Here is a 23,347-nt window from a genome sequence, read left to right as displayed (position 1 = left end):
TCATGACCGAGTCGAACACGAGCAACCTCCGCAGCGCGCGGTGGTTCGGACCTCACGACCTGACCGGATTCGTGCACCGAACCGCGATCCAGGCGGAAGGCTTTTCGAACTTCGCGATCAAGGATCGCCCGGTGGTCGGCATCGCGAACTCGTGGTCGGAACTCGTCAACTGCAACATCCACTTCAAGCTGCTGGCCGAATCGGTCAAGCGCGGTGTGCTCATGGCGGGCGGGCTGCCGCTGGAGTTCCCGACGATCTCCCTCGGCGAGAGCCTCATGAAGCCGTCGGCGATGCAGTTCCGCAACCTGATGGCGATGGATGTCGAGGAGTCGATCCGGGCCTACCCGCTCGATGCGATCGTGCTCATGGGCGGGTGCGACAAGACCGTGCCCGCGCAACTGATGGGCGCGGCGAGTGCCGACATTCCGGCGATCATGCTGACGGGCGGACCGCAAGAACCCGCGTTCTTCCGCGGCCGCCAGCTGGGTGTCGGAACTGACACCTGGAAGTATGCCGACGAGCTGCGCGCCGGCAAGATGACGCAGGCCGACTTCGACGAGCTCGAGGCGAGCGCCAAGCCCACCGCGGGGCACTGCAGCGAGATGGGAACCGCTTCGACGATGACCTCCATCGTCGAAGCGCTCGGCATGTGCCTGACGGGCACTGCGTCGATTCCCGCCGTGCACGCTCGCCGCGCTCAAGCGGCGGAGCAGACCGGTCGCCGCGCCGTCGAGATGGCCCTGTCGCAAGGCCCGAAGCCGAGCGAAGTGCTGACTCCGGAGGCGTTCGACAACGCGATCACGCTGCTCATGGCCGTTGGTGGCTCGACGAACGCCGTCGTGCATCTGCTCGCCCTCGCGCGCCGCGTCGGGTACGAGCTGCAACTCGACCGCTTCCACGAGATCTCGGAGCGCACCCCGCGCATCGTCAACCTGCGGCCGTCGGGGGAGCACCTCGTTCAGCAACTCTTCCGCGCCGGTGGCATCCCGACGGTGCTGAAGGAGCTCGCGCCCCTTCTGCACGGCGGCGCCATCACGGTGACCGGTCAAACCATCGAGCACGGCTACGCCTCGGCTCCGGCGCCGGACGGCGAGGTCGTCAGCACGATGGAGAAGCCCTTCGACGCGTCGGGCGGCATCGCCGTCGTCCGCGGCTCGCTCGCCCCGAACGGCGCCGTCATCAAGCGCAGCGCCGCCTCGCCGGAGCTACTGCAGCACCGCGGTCCGGCGGTCGTGTTCGAGGACATCTACGACCTCGGCGCCCGCATCGACGACCCGAACCTCGAAATCACCGAAGACTCGGTGCTCGTGCTGCGCAACAGCGGACCGGTCGGGGCACCCGGTATGCCCGAGTGGGGCATGCTGCCGATTCCCGAGAAGCTGTTGCGCCGCGGCATCCGCGACATCGTCCGCATCTCGGATGCCCGGATGAGTGGCACGGCGTTCGGCACGACCGTGCTGCACATCTCGCCCGAGTCGGCGGTCGGCGGCCCGCTCGCGATCGTGCGCGACGGCGACCCGATCGTGCTCGACGTCGAGAACCAGCGGTTCGACCTCGACATCCCGGCTGAGGAGATCGAGCGGCGCCTCGCGGAGCTGACGCTGCCCAAGCCGAAGTACCGGCGCGGTTACGGCCGGTTGTACATCGACCACGTGACGCAGGCGCACGAGGGATGCGACTTCGACTTCCTCCAGAGCCTGCCTGACGAGGAGCCGCAGCGTTTGCCCTACGGCTTGATGAGTGGCTGGCAAGGGGGCTGGTGATGGTTGAGAAGGGAAGCCAGGTGTCACGACCGCGAGCGATCGTGATCGTCCAGCAGGGACGACCGGAGCCACCTCTCGACCGGCTCGAGCCGGATGCCGAACTCACGGTGGTACGTACGGCAGACGAATTCCGAGCCGCGTTGCCGGGGACGGAGGTCCTGTTCCTGAACGACTTCCGGAGCAACCTGTTGCGCGAGGTGGGCCCCGGGCAGCTGCGCTGGATTCACACCTCAAGCATCGGCGTCGACCCTGTACTCACGCCAGAGATCGTGAACAGTGACATCGTCGTCAGCAACTCACGAGGTGTTTGCGAGCGACCGATCGCCGAATGGGTGCTCGGAGTCCTGTTGATGTTTGCCAAGGACCTCCGTCGCACGATCGAGCTGCAGCAAGAGCGCACCTGGCTTCATCGGGAGACGGAGCCGATCCTCGGGCGAAAGGCCCTGGTCGTCGGTCCCGGCCCGGTCGGCAGGGAGACGGTGCTCCTGCTGCGAGCCGCGGGCATGGAGGTGAAGATCGTCGGGCGCTCAGCACGCATCGATCCGGAGCTCGGGCCGATTGCCCCTATCGGCGACCTCGACGAACTCCTCGGGGAGTCCGAGGACGTCATCCTCACGCTCCCGCTTACCGAGGAGACCCGGGGCCTGTTCAACGCTTCTCGTCTGGGCAAGATGCGATCCGGATCGCGACTCGTCAACGTGGGGAGAGGTGCCGTTATCGTGGAGCACGACCTCCTCGCCGCGATTGATTCTCGTCATCTCCGAGGGGCTGCGCTCGACGTGTTCGAGCAGGAGCCGCTGCCCGAGGAGCATCCGTTCTGGAGCAGGAGCAGCATCCTCGTCTCGCCACACGCGTCGGGAGATCTCGTCGGCTGGCGAGGCCGCGTCGTCGATTGCTTCGCTGAGAATCTGCGTCGGTGGAAGGCGAACGAGCCGTTGCGCGACGTCGTGGACATCCGGAAGCTGGGCGTTATCGGGCCCGCGTTCGCGTCGGGCACATGAGCGGGGTCGCCTCGGGGCCAGCGCACGGTCGTGTTCCAATCTGGCACACGTGGCTTGCATTGCCGTGAGTCACAGTTTGTTTAGCGAACCGACCGGGCTGTGTTCCTGTCTTGCCGCTGCGACGCCAGCAGAGATTTCTCGCCGGCGGTGCTACGGCTTCGATCAATGACGAGGATGAGATGACTGAACCATCGGCGACAGCCCAACCCCTGGTGGCCCTCAAAGACATCCAGAAGACGTTCGGCGCGGTTGTCGCACTCCGCGGCGTCACGATCGATGTCATGCCCGGGGAAACGTTTGCACTTCTCGGTGACAACGCTGCGGGCAAGTCCACGCTGATGAAGGTGCTGACGGGCGTCTACCAGCCGGACGCAGGCACGATCGAACTCGATGGCGTGACCACCGAGTTCCCCACTCCGTCTGCGTCGCGGGATCGCGGGATCGAGATGGTCTACCAGGATTTCGCGCTGGCGGACAATCTCGACGTTCGGTCGAACATCTTCCTGGGTCGAGAGCCGCAGAAGAACTTCCTCGGCCCTCTCGTCAAGATCGTCGACCGCAAGCGGATGGAGACCGAGACGGAGCGAGTTCTCGCGCGGCTTGACATTCCGATCCCGCCTCGCCTCAAGGTCAAGCGACTCTCCGGCGGTCAGCGCCAAGCTGTCGCGATCGGCCGTGCGCTCGCGTTCGACGCGCGACTCGTCATTATGGACGAGCCGACCGCGAACCTCTCGGTGGCCAAGGTCGACAAACTCATCGAAGTGACCCAGCGTCTCAAAGATCTGGGCATCGCGGTCATCATCATCACGCACCGACTCGACGAGGCCTTTGCGGTCGCGGACCGGTTCGCGGTCATGCGTCAAGGCGAAGTCGTCGGACGCTACCGCACCAACGAGATCACCGAGACCCAGGTCGCGCACCTCATCTCCCACGGCACGCTCGACGACTATGTCGAGTCGGCGGGCACCGAGTCGGGGCAGAAACGCAAGATCGGTAGCACCTCGTCCATTCCCGTCGTCGCCGAGGCCGCAGCGGCCAACGAGAAGAAGAAGGACCGATCGTGAGCCTCAACACCGAGAACGTCATGGTTCTGCTGGGAAAGGCGAACCTCAAGGAAGGGTCGCGCGGTGCCAAGATCAAGCACTTCATCGGCAACTACGGCATCCTCATCTTCTTTGCCCTGATCGTCCTCTTCCTCGCCCTCGCAGCCCCCAACTTCTTGACGCTCAACAACATCGTCAACGTGGTTCGGCAGTCGTCGATCATCGGCATCATCGCCCTCGGCATGACCTTCATCATGATCACCGCAGGGATCGACCTGTCCGTCGGATCGGTAGTCGGGCTCGCGGGCGTCATCTTCGCGATGCTCGCGCCGTCCAGCGGCAGTGCATTTTGGATCCCGCTCGTCGTCGGGCTCGGCGTCGGCCTGCTGGTCGGTTTCCTGAGCGCCGCACTCGTGGTGTGGGGAAAGATCCTTCCCTTCCTCGCGACTCTCGCCACGATGGCGATCGCGCGAACGGCGGCCCTCGTCATCACCCAGGGGCAAGTGATCTCGAATCTCAGCGCACCAGCCGAGTGGCTCGGATCGGGCTTCCTCGGTCCGGTGCCGATCCCGGTCATCATCTTTATCCTCGCCGCGATCGTGTGCGACTTCGTGCTGAGCCGTACGAAGTTTGGCTCCCACGTCTACGCAGTGGGTGGCAACGAGGAGTCGGCGCGGAAGGTGGGTATCTCGGTGCGCCGGGTGCTGCTGAGTGTCTACCTGATCGGCGGCGTTCTCGCGGCCCTCGGAGGGCTCGTGCTCACCGCTCGACTCAACGGCGCGGCACCCGTCGCAGGCACGGGCTACGAACTCCAGGTGATCGCAGCCGTTGTGATCGGCGGCACGAGCCTCTTCGGTGGCGTCGGCACCATCCGCGGCACCGTGATCGGCGTGCTGCTGCTCGGCGTCGTGATGAACGGCATGAACCTCCTCGGTGTTTCGTCGTACTTCCAGCTGGGCGTTCAGGGCGTGATCCTCGTGCTCGCCGTGCTGCTCAATCGGTGGCGAACCGACTAGTCGACTTACCTGTCCGCAGTTTGCTTCAACCCGATAACTGAATATCTCTCTTGCACATCAATCACCACTGAAAGGAACCACTATGAGAATGCGACGTGGCATTACCACCGCGGCCGTGATGCTGGCTGCTGGCGCTCTCGGTCTCACCGCTTGTGCTCCGGCCGGCGACGGAGGTAGCACCGACGAGTCTTTCGAGATCGGGGTCGTGATTCTGGACCTGCAGGACCCTGACCTGGCGATCATGTATGACGCCATGGAGGCCGAGGCCGAGGCACAGGGCGTGACGCTGGTCCCGACCGACTCCAAGAAGGACGTCGGAACCGAGCTCAACTCCGTGGAAGACCTCATCACCCGCGCCGTCGACGCCATCATCCTTCAGCCGCTCGACGGCGAGGCGAGCCAGACCGCGGCAAACCGCGTCATCGAGGCCGGCATCCCGCTGTTCATCCTCTCGACGGAGTTCGCTGAGGGCGCGGATGTCGCGTACGAGGCCTACATCGGCGTCGACGACACGCTCGCGGGCGTCATGCAGGCCGAGTACCTCAACGAACTGCTCCCGGAAGGTGGGCCGATCGTGATGGCAGCCGGCGCGTACGGCGCGTCGTGGACCGACCGTCGCCTGTCGGGCTTCAACGACACGATCAACGACAACTTCGAGATCGTCGCCGAGTTCCAGGCCAAGGGTGACCGTGCCGAGGGCAAGCGCAACATGGAGGACACCCTCCAGCGCTTCAGCGCGGGCCAGATCATCGCTGTCGTCGCGAACAACGACGAAATGGCGATCGGTGCCGCGTCGGCAATCTCCGAGGCCGGACGCACGGCTGAGTTCCTGGCCGTCGTGGGTGTCGACGGCACCCCGCCCGCTGTCGAGGCCATCCTGGCAGGCGACATGACGGCGACGGTCCGTCAGGACTCCGCTGGCCAGGGCGCGAAAGCCGTTGAGGTCGTCACCAACTTCCTCAAGGGCGAAGAGACGGACGACCGCTACACGCTGCCGTTCACGCTCATCACGATCGACAACGCTGCCGACTTCCAGTAAGCAGCGCGTCTGACAGTTCGAAACATGGGCGGGGCGGTTCTCCTCAGGGAGAGCCGCCCCGCTTTCGAGTCACCGACGGTACGGGGAGACGTTTCACATGGTGCTGACCGCTGTCGGCGAACTCGCGGGGATCGCGACCCTTGTTTCGGAACTGCGGGCGCAGGGGATCGACGTCGACGACTCGGCGCGTCGGCGTTCCGAGTACTCGTACGACGCGTCCAACTACCGGGTGCGGCCCGCCGCGGTTGCGTTCCCGAAGACCGTCGACGACGTGCGAGCCATTCTGCGGGGCTGCAACGGCTCCGGTGTCCCGGTCACGACGCGCGGTGGCGGTACCTCGATGGCGGGCAACGCCGTCGGCGAGGGGCTCATCGTCGATCTCTCGAGGTGGATGACGGCGGTCGGTGAGATCGACCCCGAGTCGCAGACCCTCTGGGTCGAGGCGGGAGTCGTACTCGGAGAACTGCGTTCGCGTGTCGAGAAGAGCACGGCGGGGGAGTTCACGTTCGCCCCCGACCCGTCGTCGCTCACCCGGGCGACGATCGGCGGGTCGATTGGCAACGACGCGTGCGGGAATCACTCGGTCGCCTACGGCCGGATGACGCATCACGTCGTCGAGGTCGACCTTGTCACCGCTGACGGCGCCTACCTGCGCGCGGGTCGAGACGGGTTGCGGGCGGTCGACGACGACCCGCGTTCGATGGCGCGGGCCGACGAACTGAACACCGAACTGACGTCGCTTGTGCAAGCTCATCTCGCACCGCTTCGCACCGAGCTGCGCACCATCCCGCGTCAGGTGTCCGGCTATCACCTCGGTGAGCTGCTGCCCGAGCAGGGCTTCGACGTCGCGCGCGCTCTCGCCGGCAGCGAAGGTACGTGCGCGATCATCGTGCGGGCGCGCGTCGCCCTCGTGCCGAAACCTCGAACGACGGCCCTGCTGTGCCTCGGCTACGAGAGCACGGTTGAGTCGGCGCGCGACGTCATGACCATTCTGGCCGCGGGCCCTTCGGCGATCGAAGGTCTTGACCTGTCGATCGTCGAGATCATGCGTCATCGGCGAGGTGCGTCGAGCGTCGACGCGCTTCCGCGCGGGAACGCGTATCTGATGGTCGAGTTCTCGGCCGACACCATCGACGCGGCGCGCGCCGAATGCGAACAATTGCTCGAGCGGCTCCGGCACGATGGCCGAGCTGTCGATCATTCGATCGTGACAGAGCCGACGCTACGGGCCAAACTGTGGCGGGTGCGCGAAGACGGCGCGGGGCTCTCGTCCCGGAGGCTCGACGGGATTCAGACCTGGCCGGGCTGGGAGGATTCGGCGGTCGCCCCCGAGCGGCTGGCGGGCTATCTCGAAGAGCTCATGGCTCTCGTCGACCGGTTCGGCTACTCCGCGTTCGTGTACGGGCATTTCGGCGCCGGATGCGTGCACATGCGACTCGACTTCGACTTGCGTAGCGGGCCGGGTCGCGAGGTGTATGAGGACTTCACCCGGGAGGCCGCGGCGCTCGTCGTCGCGCACGGCGGTTCACTGTCGGGGGAGCATGGCGACGGCCGTGCTCGAAGCGAGTTGCTCGACGTGATGTATTCGGGCGAAATGATCGCGCTCTTCCGGGCGTTCAAGCACGCGTGGGATCCGACCGGGGTGCTCAACCCGGGCATCATCGTCGACCCTGAGCCGTTCACCGCGTCGCTCGCCCTCGAGGGGCTGCCGGCACCCGTCGAGTCGCGCACCCATCTGACCCTGGCGGACCCGTTCGTCGGCAACTTGCACGCCTGCATCGGTGTCGGCAGGTGCCGGGCGACGTCGGGCGGTTTCATGTGCCCGAGTTATCGCGCGACGAAGGACGAGAAGGACTCCACTCGCGGTCGGGCTCGCGTTCTGCAGGAACTCGTGCGGTCGACAGGGGGGAGCCGGGAGGGCTGGTCGAATCCGGAGGTGCGCGACGCCCTCGATCTGTGCCTGTCGTGCAAAGCCTGTTCGAGCGATTGCCCGACCGGAGTCGACATCGCCGAAGCCAAGTCGGAACTGCTCGACGATCACTACCGCGGGCGCCTCCGACCGTTCACGCACTACTCGATCGGGTGGTTGCCGCGATGGCTGCCGTTGCTCACCAAGATCGCCGGGCCGACCAACATCGCGTCGCGGAACCGGGCTCTTCGTCGCGTCGGAGAGTGGCTCGGCGTGAGCGCGCGGCGTACTTTGCCTGCATTCGTCGCCGAGCGGAAGATTCGCCGCCGAATCTCGGAAGCCGGCTTTTCGGATGAGGCCGACATCCTGATCTTCGCCGACAGTTTCACGCGAGCCTTCCGTCCCGAGGTGATTCCTGCTGCGGCGAGAGTGCTCACCGAGTCGGGAAGCACCGTCGGCTGCACCCCGGACGCGTGTTGCGGACTGACCTGGATCTCGACAGGCCAACGAGAGGGAGCCCGGCGGCGCCTCCGTCGACTCATCGATCGCTTCGACGACGGAACCGACCGCGCGATCGTCGTGCTCGAGCCCAGCTGCGCCGCGGCGATTCGCGATGAGGGTCCGAAACTCGTCGGCGGGGATGCGGCGCAACGGGTCGCGAAGCGCGTTCGATCGTTCGCGGTCGCGATCGATGAGGCTCTCGCGCGCGGCTGGAAGCCGAGCGCGACCCCGCCGGAGCAGGCGATTCTGCAGACCCACTGCCACGAACACGCCGTCTTCGGGTCGGAGTCTCAACGCCGCGCCCTGAAAGGGTGGGGCGTGGCCGACGTCGTCGAGTCGTCGTCGTGCTGCGGGGTCGCCGGCAACTTCGGCTTCGAGGCGGAGCACTTCGACGTGTCGATGAAGGTCGCGGAGCACTCCATCCGCCCGGCCCTGGAGTCAGGACCGGGCGCGCCCGTGCTGACCGATGGTTTCAGCTGCGCGATGCAGGTCGGCCAGATCGACGCGTCGCGAGGCAGCAGTCACCTCGCGACGCTCCTCGATCCTGGCCGGACGCCGCGCTGACGCTAGGCCAGGGCCTTCGACTCCGTGAGCGGCATCGTGCCCGCCTCGATCGCGGCGATCTGCAAGGCGAGCAGCCGGGAGTAGAACCTGCCGTCGCCGATCCCCAGCGAGATCATGAACCACAAGCGGTCGATCCCCGAGCGACGCCACAGCCGCCCGTACTCGCGGTCGCTGCTCACGTTCGCGAACTCCTGGAGCTGTCGTGCGATCTTCTCGCCGAGCAGCCGCTCGACGGCGACCGTCGGCGACCGGTAGCCGGTCGCGAAGATGACGAGATCGGCGTCGAGGGTGGTTCCGTCGTCGAGCGCGATGCCCGTCGGCGTTGCCGCGACGACGTTGCCGTGACGTAGCTTGATCGTGCCGTCGGCGATGAGCTCCGACGCTCCCGCGTTGTAGTAGTAGCCGGTCGAGTTCTGGCCGAAGATGAGTCCGAGGACGCCCTGGCCGTCCGGCCCTTCGCTGAGTTCGAATCCGGCCTTCTCGAGAGCGGGAAGGAGGTCGCCGTCGAGTTCATGGGCGAGTTCGAGCTGCTTGGCGCCATACGAGGGCAGTAACCCGAAGGGAACTGCCGAGTTGACGAGGTCGGCGTCTTCCGCGGTGTACTGGCCGCTGACGTGATTGGCATGCATGACCGTGTGGAACGTCGAGGTGTTCATGACGACCGTGCCTGAGCGCTGGATCATGGTCACGTCGACGCCGTGCTCCGCGAGATCCTGTGCCAGGTCGTGACCGCTCACGCCCGAGCCGATGACGATTGCCTTCTTGCCGGCCCACTCCGCGTGACCGCGGTAGTCGACGGCGTGGATGAGCGTTCCCCGGTAGTCCTTCATTCCTGGCAGGTCGGGCAAGAAGGGCTCGCCGTTCATGCCGGTCGCGAAGACGAGGTGAGGGGTTGCCATCGCGCGGCGCGAGCCGTCGGCGCGGACGACGTCGAGCGTCCAGCGCTGCGTGTCGTCATCGAAGCGGACATTCTCGACGCGCGAGCCGGTCCAGACCGGCAGGTCGAGGAGGGTCGCGTAGCACTCGAGGAAATCGGCGAGCTTGTCTTTCGGAGTGAATCGGGTCCAGGTCGGGGGATAGGGGATGTAGGGCAGCCCGTCCGAGGCGAGAGGCGTGTGGAGCGCGAGGGAGCTGTAACGCTTGCGCCAGTTGTCGCCCACGCGTTCGTTGCGCTCGATCGTCAAGGCCGGGATGCCGAGCGCCCGCAGTCGGGCGGCGAGCATGAGGCCGTTGTGGCCGGCCCCGATGATGATCGCCGTCGGGTCCTGTTTCGTGAACTCGGGATCGAGATCCTCGCGCCACCCCACACGGTTCAGTTTCGGCCCGTGAGCGCGACCCGTCGGCCGGTTGTCGTCGAGTTGCTCGGGGTGGCTGTCCAGCGACGCCAGGGCGAGCACGAAAGCCTCCGCGCGCCAGCGGCCGTCGTCGTCCGTCGCGACTTTCACATATCCGTCGCCGCTGCCGGTAGCTGTGGTGAAGCGCAAGAACGCCGCGGCGGTCAGGCGGCCATCTTCGTCGGCGAGCAGCGGTGTTGATCCGGGACGCACCTCGATCGTGAGGGGCGGGGTCGCGTCGGGACCGGAGAGTAAAGCGACGATCTCATCGCGACCTACCGCGTTGCGAAAGTCCCAGGACAGTGCCAGGAGATCGCGTACGGTCGCGGCCGCGCCGAAGAGCTCGCGGATCGCGGGTGCGTTGCGGGACGCCAGCGCCGTCCCGAGCTCTGCGACCCACCAGGCGATGGTCTCGGCCGACGCGGCGTGGGTGGACGGGGTGCTGGCGGGCGCGTGGGCGACTACGTCAGTCATGAGGGCTCCTCCGGAATCTACGGATCGCCGACTGCTGTGTGTGCGATCTCGGGTCTAGGTTCCCTCCGATCGGCGAGTGGCACCGTCCCACTATGGGACAGGAACCGCTCACGCGGCCCAGGGGACGACAGAACCGGTGGACTCCTCGACGGGCCTACTGGGCGGTGTACCCACCGTCGATCATCAGGTCAGCACCCGTGACATAGCTCGCCTCGTCGCTGGCCAGATAGAGGACGCCGTAGCTCACCTCGATGGGCTGCGCCGGACGCTTCATCGGAGTCGCTTCGCTGAATTCGCGATTCGACTCTTCGCCCTCTTCTGCCGCCATCGGAGTCATCACAAGACCTGGGGAGACCGAGTTCACCCGCACTCCTCGAGAGGCATACTCCATCGCAGCGGCACGTGTCATCATCTTCACCGCGCCTTTCGATGCCTGGTACGAGAACGCGCCGGGATTGCCAACCGTTCCGTTGATCGAGCAAGTGTTCACGATCGCCCCGCCGCCGCTGCGCTCGATGGCCGGCGCGCCGTGCTTGAGCCCGAGGAAGACTCCCTGCTGATTGATCGCCGTCATTTTGAGCCATCCGTCGAGCGGTTCGTCCGCGACGGACTTCATGGTGCCGACGATGCCGGCGTTGTTGACGAGGATGTCGACGCGCCCCCAACGTCGCTCGGCCTCGTCGATGACCGCGATCCAGCCCTCCTCAGACGAGACGTCGAGGCGCATGTAGTGAGCGTCGTGACCGGCTTCACGGAGTTCGGCCGCCACCACCTCGCCTGCCGCGTCGAGGACGTCGGTCAGAAGCACGCGCGCGCCTTCCTGCGCGAACAGGCGTGCGTGCGACTCACCTTGTCCACGGGCGGCACCCGTCACGACGGCGACCTTGTCTTGAACCCGACCCATTGCTCCTCCAGACCTTCGCGGTGGCGACACTCGGTCGCCGTGGTGGGGAGACTATCCGCCGCATCTGAGGACTTCTGTGTCAGAAACGGACAGTTCGCGCGAGACCGCGACGCGAGAATCACCGAATGAGAGAACGACTTGACGGCAAGGTCGCCGTCGTCACCGGGGCGGCCTCGGGCCAGGGCTGGGCCACATCGCTCGCGCTCGTCCGTAACGGGGCGCGCGTGATGGGGGTGGATGTCGACGAGGCGGGTCTCGAGCGACTGTCGGCGGAACACGAGGACATCGTGACGATGCGCTGCGACGTCACCCGGCTCGCGGATCTCGAACAGGCCGTCGCGGAGGCCGAAACCCGATTCGGGGCTCTCCACGCGATGCTCAACTGCGCGGGGTACTTGGGGGCGACACCCATCCTCGACACGACGGAACCGATGCTCGACCGCATCATCGACATCAATCTCAAGGGTGTCTTCTTCGGCTGTCAGGCCGCGATCCCCGCCCTTCGGCGCAGCGGTGGCGGATCGATCGTGAATTGGGGGTCGGTGAACTCGATGGTCGCCGAACCCGGCATCGCCGCATACAGCGCGACCAAGGGCGCAGTACTCATGATCACCAGATCGGTGGCCGTCGAGTTTGCGAAGGACGACATCCGGGCGAACTGCCTGTGTCCTGGTGGCGTGCGCACGCCGATGGTGGCCGGTTTCTTTGATGAGGAGTTCCTCGCCAACGAGGAAGCCCAGCGTGAGTATCAGCCGCTGGGGCTGATCAGTCCGGAGGAGGTCGCTGCGGTCGCGGTCTTCCTCGTCTCGGACGAGTCACGCAAGATGACGGGGAGCGCTGTCATCGTCGATGGTGGGTTCACGGCGCTCTGACTCCTGGTCTGTCTCAGCTTGGGACAGTCCTGCCGGCGAGGGGTTCGTAGGCTGCTCTCCTCATCGAAGAATCAGGAGTGTCATCTCAATGACCGCCGACACCAACTCACAATTCGCGCGAGCCGTTGAGGAGCGGCGGGGACTTTCGCATGTCACCGTTCCGCATATCGTCGGGGGGCTGGAGTATTTCGAAGGACCCCTTCTTCAGCGCGAGGATCCGAGCCACCCGAATGTCATCGTGAGCGCATGCCACGAAGCGCCCGCCGAGCTCGTCGGTCGGGCCGTTGCGGAGAGCCGTGAGGCTCAGCGTCTGTGGCGGCAGGTGCCGTTGCGCGAACGCATCGAGCGCGTCGCTTCGGCAATCCCGTTCGCCGAAGCGCACGTCGAAGACTGGGCTGTGCGCGTGGCTCTCGAGATCGGGAAGCCCTACGCGGCCGCCCATGCCGAGGCCGCCGAGGTTGTCGAGATCCTCCGCTCGTACGTCGCGTACGCAGCAGCGCCGGGCGCGTTCGAAGATGACCGAACGGCAGACCCGTCGGGGGTCGCGAGCGACTCGGTGCTCAAGCCCTACGGGGTGTTCGGCGTGATCACGCCCTTCAACTACCCGATCGTTCAGGCGGCGGGACCGGCGATCGCTGCCCTGCTCGCGGGAAACGGGGTCGTCGTGAAGACGTCACATCACGGACCCTGGTCGGGTCACGCCGTCGCCGAGCTCTGCGGGGGGATGGATCTCCCCGCCGGCCTCGTCGCCGTCATCCACGGGGCTGACGATCCGGGGCGGGCTCTCGTCGCCTCGGGCATCGACGGCGTCAGTTTCACGGGCTCGGTGGCCGTTGGACGTGCGATTCTGCGCTCGTTCCAGGAGGGACCGTACCCGCGTCCCGTCATCGCGGAGATGGGGGGCAAGAACCCCGTCATCGTCACCGACTCCGCGGATCTGGAGCAAGCTGCCGACGGCATCATCTTTTCGGCGTTCGACCTCGGCGGCCAGAAGTGCAGCGCGCTGTCGAGAGTGCTGGTGACCCCCGGAGTTCGCGACCGGCTCGTGGAGCTGCTCGAAGAGCGCGTGCGGGTGCTCGTCATGGGCGATCCCGTCGATGACGGCGTATTCGCCGGGCCGGTGGTGACGCGGGCCGCGGCGGCGCACCACGCCTCCCTCGTCGAGTCGGCGCGTGCGGAGGGCTTCCGGGTCGCGGAGAGCCTTACGAAGGGTGATGGCTATTTCGTGCCGTCCGTCGTGGTCTCGGGAGTGCCGTCGTCTCACGATCTCGCGACCATCGAGCACTTCGTTCCCTTCCTCACGGTGAGCGAGGTCGCAGACCTCGACTCGGCGCTCACGGTCGCCAACGCGACCGATATGGGACTCACGGCGGGGATCTACACGGGCGACCGAGACGAGGCACGCGCTTTCCTCGACAGAGTCGAGGCGGGTTGCGTCAACGTCAACGTGCCCGGTCACGCCACGACCGGCTGGTGGCCGGGACCCCAGACGTTCGGGGGGTGGAAAGGCAGCGGAAGCACCGGCAAGCACACGCTCGGCAAATGGTACTTCCAGCTGTTCACGCGCCAGCAAGCGCGTAAGATTCCTCGCGAGCTCGAAGACCTGCTCGTCTCTTGAACCTCTCACGTGCGGAGGACTGGATGTTCGCTCCCGCCACGTCCCACCACGGCCAGCCACCTTCGGCCGTCGGGGCGATCCCCAATGCCGACATCCACCAGCTACGCGACCAGTTCCTCGCCGACCCGACGACGACTGATCTCAGTTCGCTCCGACCGGTGATCGCCCGATCCTGGCAGCGTAGTCTCGCCTGCAACGTGACGACGTCCGGGGCGTTTCTCGAGGCATCCGACCCTCACGTTGATGAGCAGCTTTTGCTCGCCGCCGAGCCGGTTCTGACCGAACTCGAGGGGCTCTGCATCGATACGGGCGGCTCGGTCGTTCTCACCGACTCGGATGGCACACTCGCCGTATTCCGGGGCGAACCGCTGGAGGTGCGGCGTGCGGAGCGACTTTTCCCGATCGTCGGAGCGCGAATGGGCGAGGACCTGATCGGAACCAATTCCGACGGAACGGTGATCGAGGAGGGCGAGGCTGTCCAGGTGTGGGGCGCCGAGCATTTCAACGACGCCCTTCAGAGCAGTTACTGCACGTCGGTTCCCGTGCGCGACCCGATTCGCCGGTCGATTCGCGGAGTTCTGGGTCTCATGCTTCCCGAGGATGTCGCGAGTACGACGAATCCGCGCTCGCTACTGCTGCTGGTCCACGGCGCGGCTGCCGAGATCACCCGGCGGCTCGCTGAGCGCCTCGCCGCGCGCGAACAGGCTCTCATGTCGGAGTACATGAGAGAAGTGCGCAAGCGCGGCGCCGATGCGGTGATCGCGATGGACGATCGCACAACGATCGCCAGCCGGAGTGCGCTCAGCATGCTCGACCAGAGCGACTTCGCCGTCCTCGCCGCGCTCGCCCGGAACAGCCAGCCGGGCGACAATGCGACTCAGCGCCGGCTGACGGTGAGCGGCGGTCGGGAGGTCTCGCTGCAGGTCAGGCCGATGGACTATCGCGACCTCGGAGTGAACGGCGCCGCGGTGATGCGGGTGTTCGTGCCGACGGCCCCGGGGGCGCACACCGCGGGGCGGTCTCCGTCCTCGCCCCCGAGGACATTCGACTCATTCGTCGGGACGAGCACGCGGTTCCGTCGGGCCCTCGACGCGGCGGCGGCCGCCGCGAGCCGACGCCTGCCCGCGTACGTCGTCGGCGAGCAGGGCACCGGAAAGCTTCGGCTCGCGGAAGCCATCGCGGGGCAGCTCGCCGACGAAGTGGTCAAGTTCGACTACCTGCGCTCAAGCGGAAGCGCACGGTCGGCTGCCGAGGTGGATTCCGTGCTCGCTCGGGGCGCCGCGGCCGTTCTCCACCGTGTCGATCGCGCCACCGCCGCGGAAAAGGAGGAGATCGCGGACCTGCTGAGCCTCCTCGATCAGCCGCAGCTGGTGGTGACGACCAGTGCGGTCACCGAAGACGTCCTCCCGATCATCTCCGCGCTGCGCGGCATCGAGGTGACTCTGCCACCGCTGAGGGAACGCCGGGATGACATCCTCGCGCTCGCAGGCGACCTCATGAGGGAGCATGTGCGCCCGGATGCGCGACTCTCGCCCAAACTCCGCGACGCGCTGGTTCTGGCCGACTGGCCCGGGAACATCAGCCAGCTTCGCGACCTGATCACATCGCTCTCGCATGTCGAGACAGGGAGCGAGATCCGCATGTCCGACCTGTCCGCCGTTCATCTGCGCGCGCTGAGCACCGCCCGGTTGACGCGCCTCGAGGAGGCCGAACTACAGCAGATCCGCACGGTACTGGCGGAGGCCGGGGGTAACCGAGTTCAGGCAGCGAGTCTGCTCGGGCTGGGAAGGTCCACCCTTTACCGCAAGATCGAGATGTACGAGGGGCGGGGTTTCGACCTCGAACTCGGCTAGAGCAATCCTCTCTCCAACACCCTGTGCACGTAGCGCTCGACCCTCGCCGAGTTGCGTCAAGTTGACACAGTTGTCGGCGTTCGTGCAGTCAATACTCGGGGATTGCCCCCCGATCTCGGACGGGCAGCCGCGACGAGATGCGTTTCGGCCGCCAGTACGGAGCACGGGTGTCCGACCCCTGACCGTCACCGCTGATTTCACTCAACGAGGAGAATCAATATGAACGAAGTTCGCACCGCCCCCGAGAGCGCCGACCAGAGCACAGCCGACGCCTCCCCATACAAGCTGCGAGGCCGGATGGGCACGATCGGCCTCCTATTCACGGTGCTGGCCTTCACGGCACCCCTCGGCGTCGTCTTCGGCTTCATCTCGGTGAACATCTCGTTCGGCATCGGGGTGCCGATCGCCTTTGTCGGCGTCGCGGTTCTCGTGGGGCTGTTCGCCCTGGGCTTCACCGCGATGACGAAGGCGGTACCCCGTCCCGGCGCGTTCTACACCTATATCCGCGAGGGACTGGGTCGACCGATGGGGCTGGGCGGATCGTTCCTCGCCCTGCTGACCTACGGATTCAACGTGACGTCGTTGATGGTCGTCGCGGGCATCGCCGTCAACAACCTTCTTCAGGCCTTCTCGCTCGTGGCGACGCCGTGGTGGTTGTGGAGCCTGGTCCTGCTGATCGCGTTCGGAGCGCTCGGGTACTTCAACGTCGAACTCTCCGCCCGCGTGCTCTCCGTCATTCTCGCCGTCGAGGTTGTCGCGGTTCTGATCTTCGATGTCGTCGTCATCGCGAACGGCGGACCTCAGGGTCAGTCCTTCGAGCCGTGGAACCCGGCGAACCTCATCACCCCGACCCTCGGTGTGCTGCTGCTGTTCAGCATCGGCGTCTTCAACGGCTTCGAGGCCACCGCGATCTATCGCGACGAGGTGCGCGACCCCGCGAAGACGATCCCCCGCGCGACCTACCTCGCCGTCATCTTCCTCGGTGTCTTCTATGCGATCTCCGCATATGCGCTGATCCTCTCGGCGGGTGCGTCGAACGCCGTCGCGGTGGCGACGGAGAACCCGACGGCGATGATGCCCGACGCTCTGCTGGCCTACTTCGGAATGTTCGCCAACCAGATCATCGCCATCCTCCTCGTCACCAGCTTCTTCGCGTCGGGGCTCTCGCTGCAGAACATCCTGTCTCGGTACACCCACTCGCTCGCCGTCGACGGGATCTTCCCGAAGTTCATCGCAGCCGTGCACGCGCGGCACGGTTCGCCGTATCGCGCCACGCTCACGGTGAGTGGCCTGCTTCTCATCGTGCTCGCGGTGCTCGTGATCTCCGGTGGCGACGAGAACTCGCTCTACGCCGCCGCCGCCGGGGTCGCCTTCTACGGGATGCTGCTCCTGCTGTGCCTGACGGCGATCGCGGTGATCGTGTACTTCCGTCGCAACCCGAGCAGCGTGTCGGCGTGGCGTACTCTCGTCGCACCCGCGATCGCGCTTCTCGGAATCGGGTTCGCGTTGATGACGGCAACGTTCAACATGGGACTCCTCGTGGTGGGCGACTCGCTTCTGCTCACCGTCCTGCTGTTGATCCCGTACGCGGTGATCGTCGTCGGCGTCATCATGGCGATCGTGCTTCGGAGCTCGAAGCCCGCGACGTACGAGCGCATCGGTCGCGCGGTCGAGTAGGTCGTTCGCAGCGACATGAGAGTGGAGGGCCGGCGCGTCACGCGTCGGCCCTCCACTTCGTCGTCACCGATCGTAGAGAGCGACTATCGGACGACGGGTGTCGCGCTGCGAGTCGTTCATCAGTTCGGTCGGGCACGCCGATGAACGCCGGCGCTGAGTACGGAGGGCCGGCTTGCCTCGCGGCCGGATCGCCTCAGGGGTAGAGGCCTCTCACGCGGTGCGCTTCGGCGACGCGGCGGACGGCGAGAGTCGTCGCGGCATCCCGGAGCGTTCGGGTGGTTCGTGACGCCTCGTCGTTGACGAGATCCCACGCGATAGTCATCCGCTCGCGGAGCCGCGCGTGGACATCGGATTCTGTCCACCAGTACGCCTGGTTCGCCTGCACCCACTCGAAGTAGCTGACGATCACACCTCCGGCGTTGGCGAGGATGTCGGGGACGACGAGGATCCCGCGTTCCGCGAGGATCTTGTCGGCGACCGGAGTCGTCGGCCCGTTCGCACCTTCGACGACAGCGCGCGCCTGGACCAGGTGGGCGTTGTCGTGCGTAATGACGCTTTCGACCGCACACGGCAACAAGAGGTCCACATCCAGGGTGAGCAGGTCCGCGTTGTCGATCGCTCCCGCACCGCCGAAGCCGACGACCGTACCGGTCCGCGTGACGTGCTCGTCGAGCGCGTCGAGGTCCAAGCCTGTCTCATCGAATACCCCGGCGTATTGGTCGCTCACGGCAATAACTCGCACCCCGGCGTCGCGGAGGAACCTTGCGGCGCCCCGCCCGACCTTTCCATAACCCTGAATCGCGGCCGAAGCAGCCAAGCCGTCACGACCTAGAGTGGTCAGCGCCGCAATCGCGACTTGAGCAACGCCGAGCGACGTGGCGTCGGAGCGCCCGAGCGAGCCGCCGATGAGCAGCGGCTTGCCGGTCACCGCGCCGGGCACGGTGTAGCCGCGACCGACCGAGACGGTATCCATCATCCACGCCATGGTCTGTTCGTTGGTACCGATATCGGGGGCCGGGATGTCACGCTCGGGACCGATGAAGTCAGCGAGTTCGCTCGTGTATCGGCGAGTGACGCGCTCCATCTCCATGGGTGAGTGCTGTCGCGGGTCGATGGTCACGCCGCCTTTGGCGCCTCCGTAAGGCAGGTCGACGAGTGCGCACTTCCACGTCATCCACATCGCCAACGCACGCACCTCGTCGAGGTCGACCGCCGGACTGAAGCGGACCCCGCCCTTTCCTGGGCCCCTCGAGAGATTGTGCTGAACGCGGTGGCCGATGTAGCACGCGGTCGACCCGTCGTCACGACGCAGGGGAATGCTGACTGTCAGTTCGCGGCGCGGGTAAGCGAGCATCGTGTGCAGCCCGTCATCCAATCCGAGAAAGGCGGCGGCGCCCGCCAGCTGTTCGCGGGCTGCGGCGAGTGGGCCGTCGCCAGCTCTGGATTCGAGGGTGAGTGCTCCCGAAGGGGCGCGCGTTTCGGTGGGGATCGTCATGTATCGCGGCGCCCTATCCCTTTCTCGACACGGTCACTCCGCCAAGACCAGCTTTGGTCGTTCGCACGGCTGTTGTCCGACTGTAATGAGATCTGGTCGACTCGATCTGTGTCAGAAGCGGACACCAGGGGTCGTGCGACCTCGCGCCCAGGCCTGTTCGGCTAGGGCCGGGCGCGAAGGTACTGCGGCGGCCAGTAGTCGACCTCGAACCCCAGCTCCGTCGCCGCCCGAAGAGCGAAGTGCGGGTCGCGGAGCATCTCGCGCCCGAGCATGACGGCATCCGCCTGCCCCGAGGAGACGATCTCGGCGGCCTGCCGCGGCTCGGTGATGCGCCCCACGGCCGATACCCGAACGTGCGCCCCCGCCGCGACGCTCTCCGCGAGCGGCACCTGGTAACCCGGGCCGGAGGGGATGTGCACCCCCGTCACGAGCCCGCCGCTGGAGATGTCGAACAGGTCGGCGCCGGCATCCCGGGCCCACCCGGCCACGGTCGCGGTCTGCCGCTCGTCCCAGCCGCCCTCGACGTAGTCGGTGGCGGAGAACCGTACGAACACCGGCACGTCGTCGCCGACCTCGGCGCGGATGCCGGCGACGATCTCGAGCAGCAGCCGGGCCCGGTTCTCGAGGGATCCGCCATATGCGTCGTCGCGCAGGTTCGACAACGGCGAGAGGAACTGGTGGATGAGGTAGCCGTGCGCCGCGTGGATCTCGACGAGATCGAAGCCCGCGTCGAGCGCTCGCCGGGCGCCGCCGACGAACGCGTCGACGACATCCCGGATCTCATCGACGGTGAGCGCGCGCGGCGCGGCGTAATCGCCGAACGCGAGAGCGGATGCCGACACGGTCTGCCAGCCGCCCTCGGCCTCCGGCAGGGTGCCCTTGTGTCCGTCGGCTCCCCACTCGGGATAGACCGACGCCTTCCGCCCCGCATGCGCGAGCTGGAGGCCGATGAGCGCGCCCTGGGTGTGCGCGAATGCGGTGATGCGACGCCAGGCGGCGACCTGGGCGTCGCTCCAGATTCCGGTGTCGTGCGGCGAGATGCGGCCCTCGGGCGTGACCCCGCTCGCCTCGGCGAAGACGAGCCCCGCACCGCCACGCGCGAACGAGCCGAGATGCACCAGGTGCCACTCGGTGGGCACCCCGTCGCCCGCGTCGACCGAGTACTGGCACATCGGCGACACCCAGATGCGGTTGCGCGCGCGCAGCCCGCGAAGGTCGATCGGGTCGAAGAGCGTCGTCACGCCGCGGCCTCTTCCGCAAGTGCGGTGAGGAAGGCCCGCAGCCCGGGCACGCCCGTGAAGACGTGTCCCGTGACCCCGAGGCTCTGCGCCCCCTCGACGTTGACCGCCTTGTTGTCGACGAACACCATCGCCGAGAGGTCGATCCCGAGCTCCCGGGCGACGTGACGATAGATCTCGGGATCGGGCTTGATCATGCCGAGTTCGGCGCTGACGAAGACCTGCTCGAAGTAGCGGGCGAACGGCGCCCGGCGGAACGGGTCGCCGAAGTCGAATCCCGCGTTCGACAGCAGCGCCATGCGGGTGCCGCCCGCCGACAGGTCGGCGAGGATGTCGATCGAGCCGGGTTCGACGCTGATCCAGCTGCGGAAGTCGACCGCCCACAGCCGCTGCACGTCGGCCGGGCCGAACTGCAGGCCGAGGTCGGCTCCGACCCGAGCCCAGTACTCGGGAATCGACACCGTTCCCTGGTCGAGGTCGTCGCGGTGTCGCCAGTAGGCGGGCCAGAAGGTCGCCGCCTCCGCGCCGGCCGCGCCGAGGATTCCCTGTTTGTCGTGCTCGGACTGCGACATCGACAGCACCTCGCCGTAGTCGAAGACCACGACGCGGCCAGGAATGCTCAGAGTTGTCTCCACGCGCGACACCGCGCCAACCTATCGTGAGCACATGGGCGAAATCTTCGGGCGGGATGAGGCCGCGGCCTGGATCGCGGTACCGGGCGACGACGACGACAAGTACACCCGCGGCGTCGTCGGGTTCGCCACGGGTTCGGCCCGCTATCCCGGGGCGGCGGTGCTCGGCGTCGAGGCCGCGCTGCGCACCGGGGTGGGGATGGTGCGCTACCTCGGTCCGGGGCGGGCGACCCGGCTCGTGCTGCAGAGCCGCCCCGAGACGGTCACCACCGACGGCCGGGTGCAGGCCTGGGTTCTCGGCTCCGGTCAGGACCCGGCGGAACGAGACGAGCTGACCCGTCTCCAGATCGAGACCGCGCTCGGCCAGGGCGTTCCCGTCGTTCTCGACGCCGGAGCGCTCGACGTCTGGCAACGAGCCACCGGCCCCCGCGTCCTGACCCCGCACGCCGGCGAGCTCGCCCGTCTGCTGGGCGTCGCCCGCGAGGAGGTGCTCGCCGACCGCGAGGCCGCCGCCCGACGTGCGGCCGAGACGACCGGCGGCACGGTTCTCCTGAAAGGCGCCGAGACGCTCATCGCGTCGCCGGGAGGAGAGCTGCGCCGGGTGCGCAACGCGACCCCGTGGCTGGCGACGGCGGGCGCGGGCGACGCGCTCGCCGGCATCCTCGGTGCCCTCCTCGCGACGCACGCCGACGCCACCGATCTCGCGCCGCCGGCCGCCGCGGCCGCCTGGATCCACGGAGAGGCCGCACAGCGCGCGTCGGGCGGCGGGCCGTTCACGGTGCTCGACCTCTGCGCCGCGCTGCCCGGGGTCGTGCGCGATCTCGTCGCCTGACCGGTGCGCGTGATTCGCGCGGGCTCACCGCTACCATGAGCGCATGAAGGTCTTCGCGTTCCTGGTCTCGCTCGCGCTGTTCCTCGGCGGTCTCGCGCTGTTCGGCTACGCCTTCACCTTCAGCGAAGACCTGCACACGATCGGGTTCTTCGGCGGAATCGTCGCGGTCTCGCTGTCGCTGATGATTCCGTTCCACCTGCTCGAGCGTCTGGACTAGAACGCCTTCCGCATCCGCGACGGCGTTCGTCGCTGCGTCGCCGCAGGCCGTCTTCCCGCGTCTCCTCGCACACGATCCGGCCCGGTTCTACCCGAGGTCGGGCGTGCTTCCCGGCGTCGTCGAGGTGCGTGACCAGACCGGCGCCTGGGATGCCGTCGGCCAGACCCGCGCACTCGTGCTCTCCGACGGCGGCACCGTGAAGGAGACCCTCACGGTCGTCGACCCGCCACGGTTCGCCTACGACCTGTCGACGTTCACCGGCTTCTTCGGTCACCTCGTCGCGAGCGGCCGCTCGGAGTGGCGCGTCGACCCCGAGCGGGAGGGGAGCTCGATCGCGTGGACGTATACCTTCACCGCGAAGCCGGGCTGGGGGCTCGTCGTCGCCGCGATCCTCAGGCTGGCCTGGGCGCCGTACATGCGTCGGGTGCTTCCCGCGATCGCGGCATCGACGACCCCTCGCGCGTGAGCGGCCCGGATTCACGGCCAACTCCCACCCGGCAGACGTCGCCGGAGGGCTAGCCTGGCGCCACGGGAGGGGCGCGAGTGGTCGAGATCGGTCAGAGCACGACGGATCAGCTCGCGGCCGTGCGGGTCGAGTGGGAGCATCCCGATTGGCTCTCCGACCTGGCCTCCGACCTCGATCTCGCTACCCGGGTGGCGATGCGTCTGCGTCCCGACGGTCTCATCGAAGTCACCGTCGCGGGAGACCTGGTCGGCTTCGTCGAACACGTCGCGCCCGTCTTCGTCGTGCTCGCCGGGCACCGGCCGGCGGCAGCCGTCGAGGTCGCGCAGCGTCACACCCTTGCGGCGGCGGTCGACGTCTTGCGGGCCCGCCGCGAGCACTCGTCCGACTGACCTGCCGGGGTCGGTTCAGGCGGCCGACTCCAGCACGCGACCGCCGAACGAACGCAAGCGGCTCTCGAGTCCCGCGATGCGCTCGGAGAGACGGGTGGGAGCCTCGGGCATCCAGGCGTTCGACGGGGGCTCGATGCGGATGAGCAGCGAGCAGGCCAGGTCGGCGCAGATGTAGGTGCCCACCGAGTTGCCCGCCCGGCCGGCGTCGCCCGCGCGCGCGGCGCTGAACATCGTCACCTGACCGGCCGGCTGCGGGGTATTGCAGAGCGAGCAGATCGCTGACCCCGCACGAAGCCGCACCTCGGACGCCCGCAGCGCGATGCCGATCGCCTCATCGCCGCGCCAATAGACCAGGTAGCCGCGAAGGGGGGAGCCGGGGTCACGCCACCCGAGGTACTCCCGCTGCGCCCAGACGACCTCATGCAGGCCGGGGAGCGGCATCCGCTCGGCCTCACCGGGCACCGCGTTCACCATCGACGCGCGGATCTCCGGCTCGCTCATCGGCTTCAT

At 67.2% G+C, this 23,347-nt stretch carries 19 protein-coding genes and 1 pseudogene; 14 read left to right on the top strand and 6 right to left on the bottom strand.

Features of this window, described 5'->3' with window-relative positions:
• Positions 1-2: 2 nt before the first annotated feature.
• From IE173_RS09215 to IE173_RS09190, 6 genes are all read left to right on the top strand, one after another.
• The gene (locus IE173_RS09215; RefSeq protein ID WP_191283178.1) at positions 3-1,763 is read left to right on the top strand and encodes an IlvD/Edd family dehydratase; all 1,761 of its coding nucleotides are present in this window, start codon (positions 3-5) and stop codon (positions 1,761-1,763) included.
• A gap of 41 nt (positions 1,764-1,804) precedes the next feature.
• Entirely contained in the window at positions 1,805-2,764 is a 960-nt protein-coding gene (locus tag IE173_RS09210; protein ID WP_229842010.1) for a D-2-hydroxyacid dehydrogenase, read from the top strand.
• A 179-nt stretch (positions 2,765-2,943) separates the two neighbouring features.
• The gene (locus IE173_RS09205; protein WP_191283176.1) at positions 2,944-3,828 is read left to right on the top strand and encodes an ATP-binding cassette domain-containing protein; all 885 of its coding nucleotides are present in this window, start codon (positions 2,944-2,946) and stop codon (positions 3,826-3,828) included.
• Positions 3,825-4,823, top strand: coding sequence for an ABC transporter permease (locus IE173_RS09200; RefSeq protein ID WP_229842009.1), 999 nt, complete (start codon positions 3,825-3,827; stop codon positions 4,821-4,823). Before IE173_RS09205 ends, IE173_RS09200 begins: the two co-directional genes overlap by 4 nt.
• Before the next feature lie 118 nt (positions 4,824-4,941).
• Entirely contained in the window at positions 4,942-5,862 is a 921-nt protein-coding gene (locus tag IE173_RS09195) for a sugar ABC transporter substrate-binding protein (protein WP_229842037.1), read from the top strand.
• 97 nt (positions 5,863-5,959) lie between these two features.
• A complete protein-coding gene (locus IE173_RS09190; protein WP_191283174.1) occupies positions 5,960-8,836 on the top strand; it encodes an FAD-binding and (Fe-S)-binding domain-containing protein in 2,877 nt (958 codons plus the stop codon).
• Positions 8,837-8,838: 2 nt separating this feature from the next.
• Here the strand turns inward: IE173_RS09190 and IE173_RS09185 are convergent, their stop codons facing one another.
• Positions 8,839-10,644 (bottom strand): flavin-containing monooxygenase, encoded by a 1,806-nt coding sequence (locus IE173_RS09185; RefSeq protein WP_191283173.1) that lies wholly within the window; start codon positions 10,642-10,644, stop codon positions 8,839-8,841.
• Between the two features lie 154 nt (positions 10,645-10,798).
• Positions 10,799-11,548 carry an SDR family NAD(P)-dependent oxidoreductase gene (locus IE173_RS09180; protein ID WP_191283391.1) on the bottom strand — a complete coding sequence of 250 codons (750 nt, stop codon included), beginning with the start codon at positions 11,546-11,548 and terminating at the stop codon, positions 10,799-10,801.
• A gap of 125 nt (positions 11,549-11,673) precedes the next feature.
• Between IE173_RS09180 and IE173_RS09175 the strand changes: the two genes are divergently transcribed.
• The 4 genes from IE173_RS09175 (at position 11,674) to IE173_RS09160 (ending at position 17,568) form a co-directional block, all read left to right on the top strand.
• Positions 11,674-12,420, top strand: a complete 747-nt coding sequence (locus IE173_RS09175; protein WP_191283172.1) for an SDR family NAD(P)-dependent oxidoreductase — start codon at positions 11,674-11,676, stop codon at positions 12,418-12,420.
• Positions 12,398-14,038 carry an aldehyde dehydrogenase family protein gene (locus tag IE173_RS09170; RefSeq protein ID WP_308433094.1) on the top strand — a complete coding sequence of 547 codons (1,641 nt, stop codon included), beginning with the start codon at positions 12,398-12,400 and terminating at the stop codon, positions 14,036-14,038. Before IE173_RS09175 ends, IE173_RS09170 begins: the two co-directional genes overlap by 23 nt.
• 23 nt (positions 14,039-14,061) lie before the next feature.
• Positions 14,062-15,891, top strand: coding sequence for a sigma-54-dependent Fis family transcriptional regulator (locus tag IE173_RS09165; RefSeq protein WP_191283170.1), 1,830 nt, complete (start codon positions 14,062-14,064; stop codon positions 15,889-15,891).
• Positions 15,892-16,110: 219 nt separating this feature from the next.
• Positions 16,111-17,568 (top strand): APC family permease, encoded by a 1,458-nt coding sequence (locus IE173_RS09160; protein WP_191283169.1) that lies wholly within the window; start codon positions 16,111-16,113, stop codon positions 17,566-17,568.
• Between the two features lie 193 nt (positions 17,569-17,761).
• Here IE173_RS09160 and IE173_RS09155 read toward each other — a convergent pair whose 3' ends face one another.
• The 3 genes from IE173_RS09155 to IE173_RS09145 all read right to left on the bottom strand — a co-directional run bounded on the left by IE173_RS09155 (position 17,762) and on the right by IE173_RS09145 (position 20,936).
• Complete coding sequence (locus IE173_RS09155) at positions 17,762-19,063, bottom strand: Glu/Leu/Phe/Val family dehydrogenase (protein ID WP_191283168.1); 1,302 nt, start codon at positions 19,061-19,063, stop codon at positions 17,762-17,764.
• Between the two features lie 161 nt (positions 19,064-19,224).
• Positions 19,225-20,304 carry an NADH:flavin oxidoreductase/NADH oxidase gene (locus tag IE173_RS09150; RefSeq protein ID WP_191283167.1) on the bottom strand — a complete coding sequence of 360 codons (1,080 nt, stop codon included), beginning with the start codon at positions 20,302-20,304 and terminating at the stop codon, positions 19,225-19,227.
• A complete protein-coding gene (locus IE173_RS09145) occupies positions 20,301-20,936 on the bottom strand; it encodes an HAD family hydrolase (RefSeq protein ID WP_229842007.1) in 636 nt (211 codons plus the stop codon). The genes IE173_RS09150 and IE173_RS09145 overlap by 4 nt, the downstream gene beginning before the upstream one ends.
• Before the next feature lie 31 nt (positions 20,937-20,967).
• On the opposite strand from IE173_RS09145, the gene IE173_RS09140 reads away from it, so the two are divergent.
• From IE173_RS09140 to IE173_RS09125, 4 genes and pseudogenes are all read left to right on the top strand, one after another.
• Entirely contained in the window at positions 20,968-21,765 is a 798-nt protein-coding gene (locus IE173_RS09140) for an NAD(P)H-hydrate dehydratase (RefSeq protein WP_191283166.1), read from the top strand.
• Between the two features lie 43 nt (positions 21,766-21,808).
• A complete protein-coding gene (locus IE173_RS09135; RefSeq protein WP_191283165.1) occupies positions 21,809-21,982 on the top strand; it encodes a hypothetical protein in 174 nt (57 codons plus the stop codon).
• Between the two features lie 19 nt (positions 21,983-22,001).
• Positions 22,002-22,448, top strand: a pseudogene (locus IE173_RS09130) (SRPBCC family protein); the annotation flags it as partial.
• 77 nt (positions 22,449-22,525) lie between these two features.
• Positions 22,526-22,837, top strand: a complete 312-nt coding sequence (locus IE173_RS09125) for a hypothetical protein (protein WP_191283164.1) — start codon at positions 22,526-22,528, stop codon at positions 22,835-22,837.
• A 15-nt stretch (positions 22,838-22,852) separates the two neighbouring features.
• Here the strand turns inward: IE173_RS09125 and IE173_RS09120 are convergent, their stop codons facing one another.
• The gene (locus IE173_RS09120; protein WP_191283163.1) at positions 22,853-23,347 is read right to left on the bottom strand and encodes an FBP domain-containing protein; all 495 of its coding nucleotides are present in this window, start codon (positions 23,345-23,347) and stop codon (positions 22,853-22,855) included.

This window comes from Pseudolysinimonas yzui, assembly GCF_014653215.1.
GTDB lineage: Bacteria > Actinomycetota > Actinomycetes > Actinomycetales > Microbacteriaceae > Pseudolysinimonas_A > Pseudolysinimonas_A yzui.
This window is presented reverse-complemented; position numbering and strand designations above follow the sequence as displayed.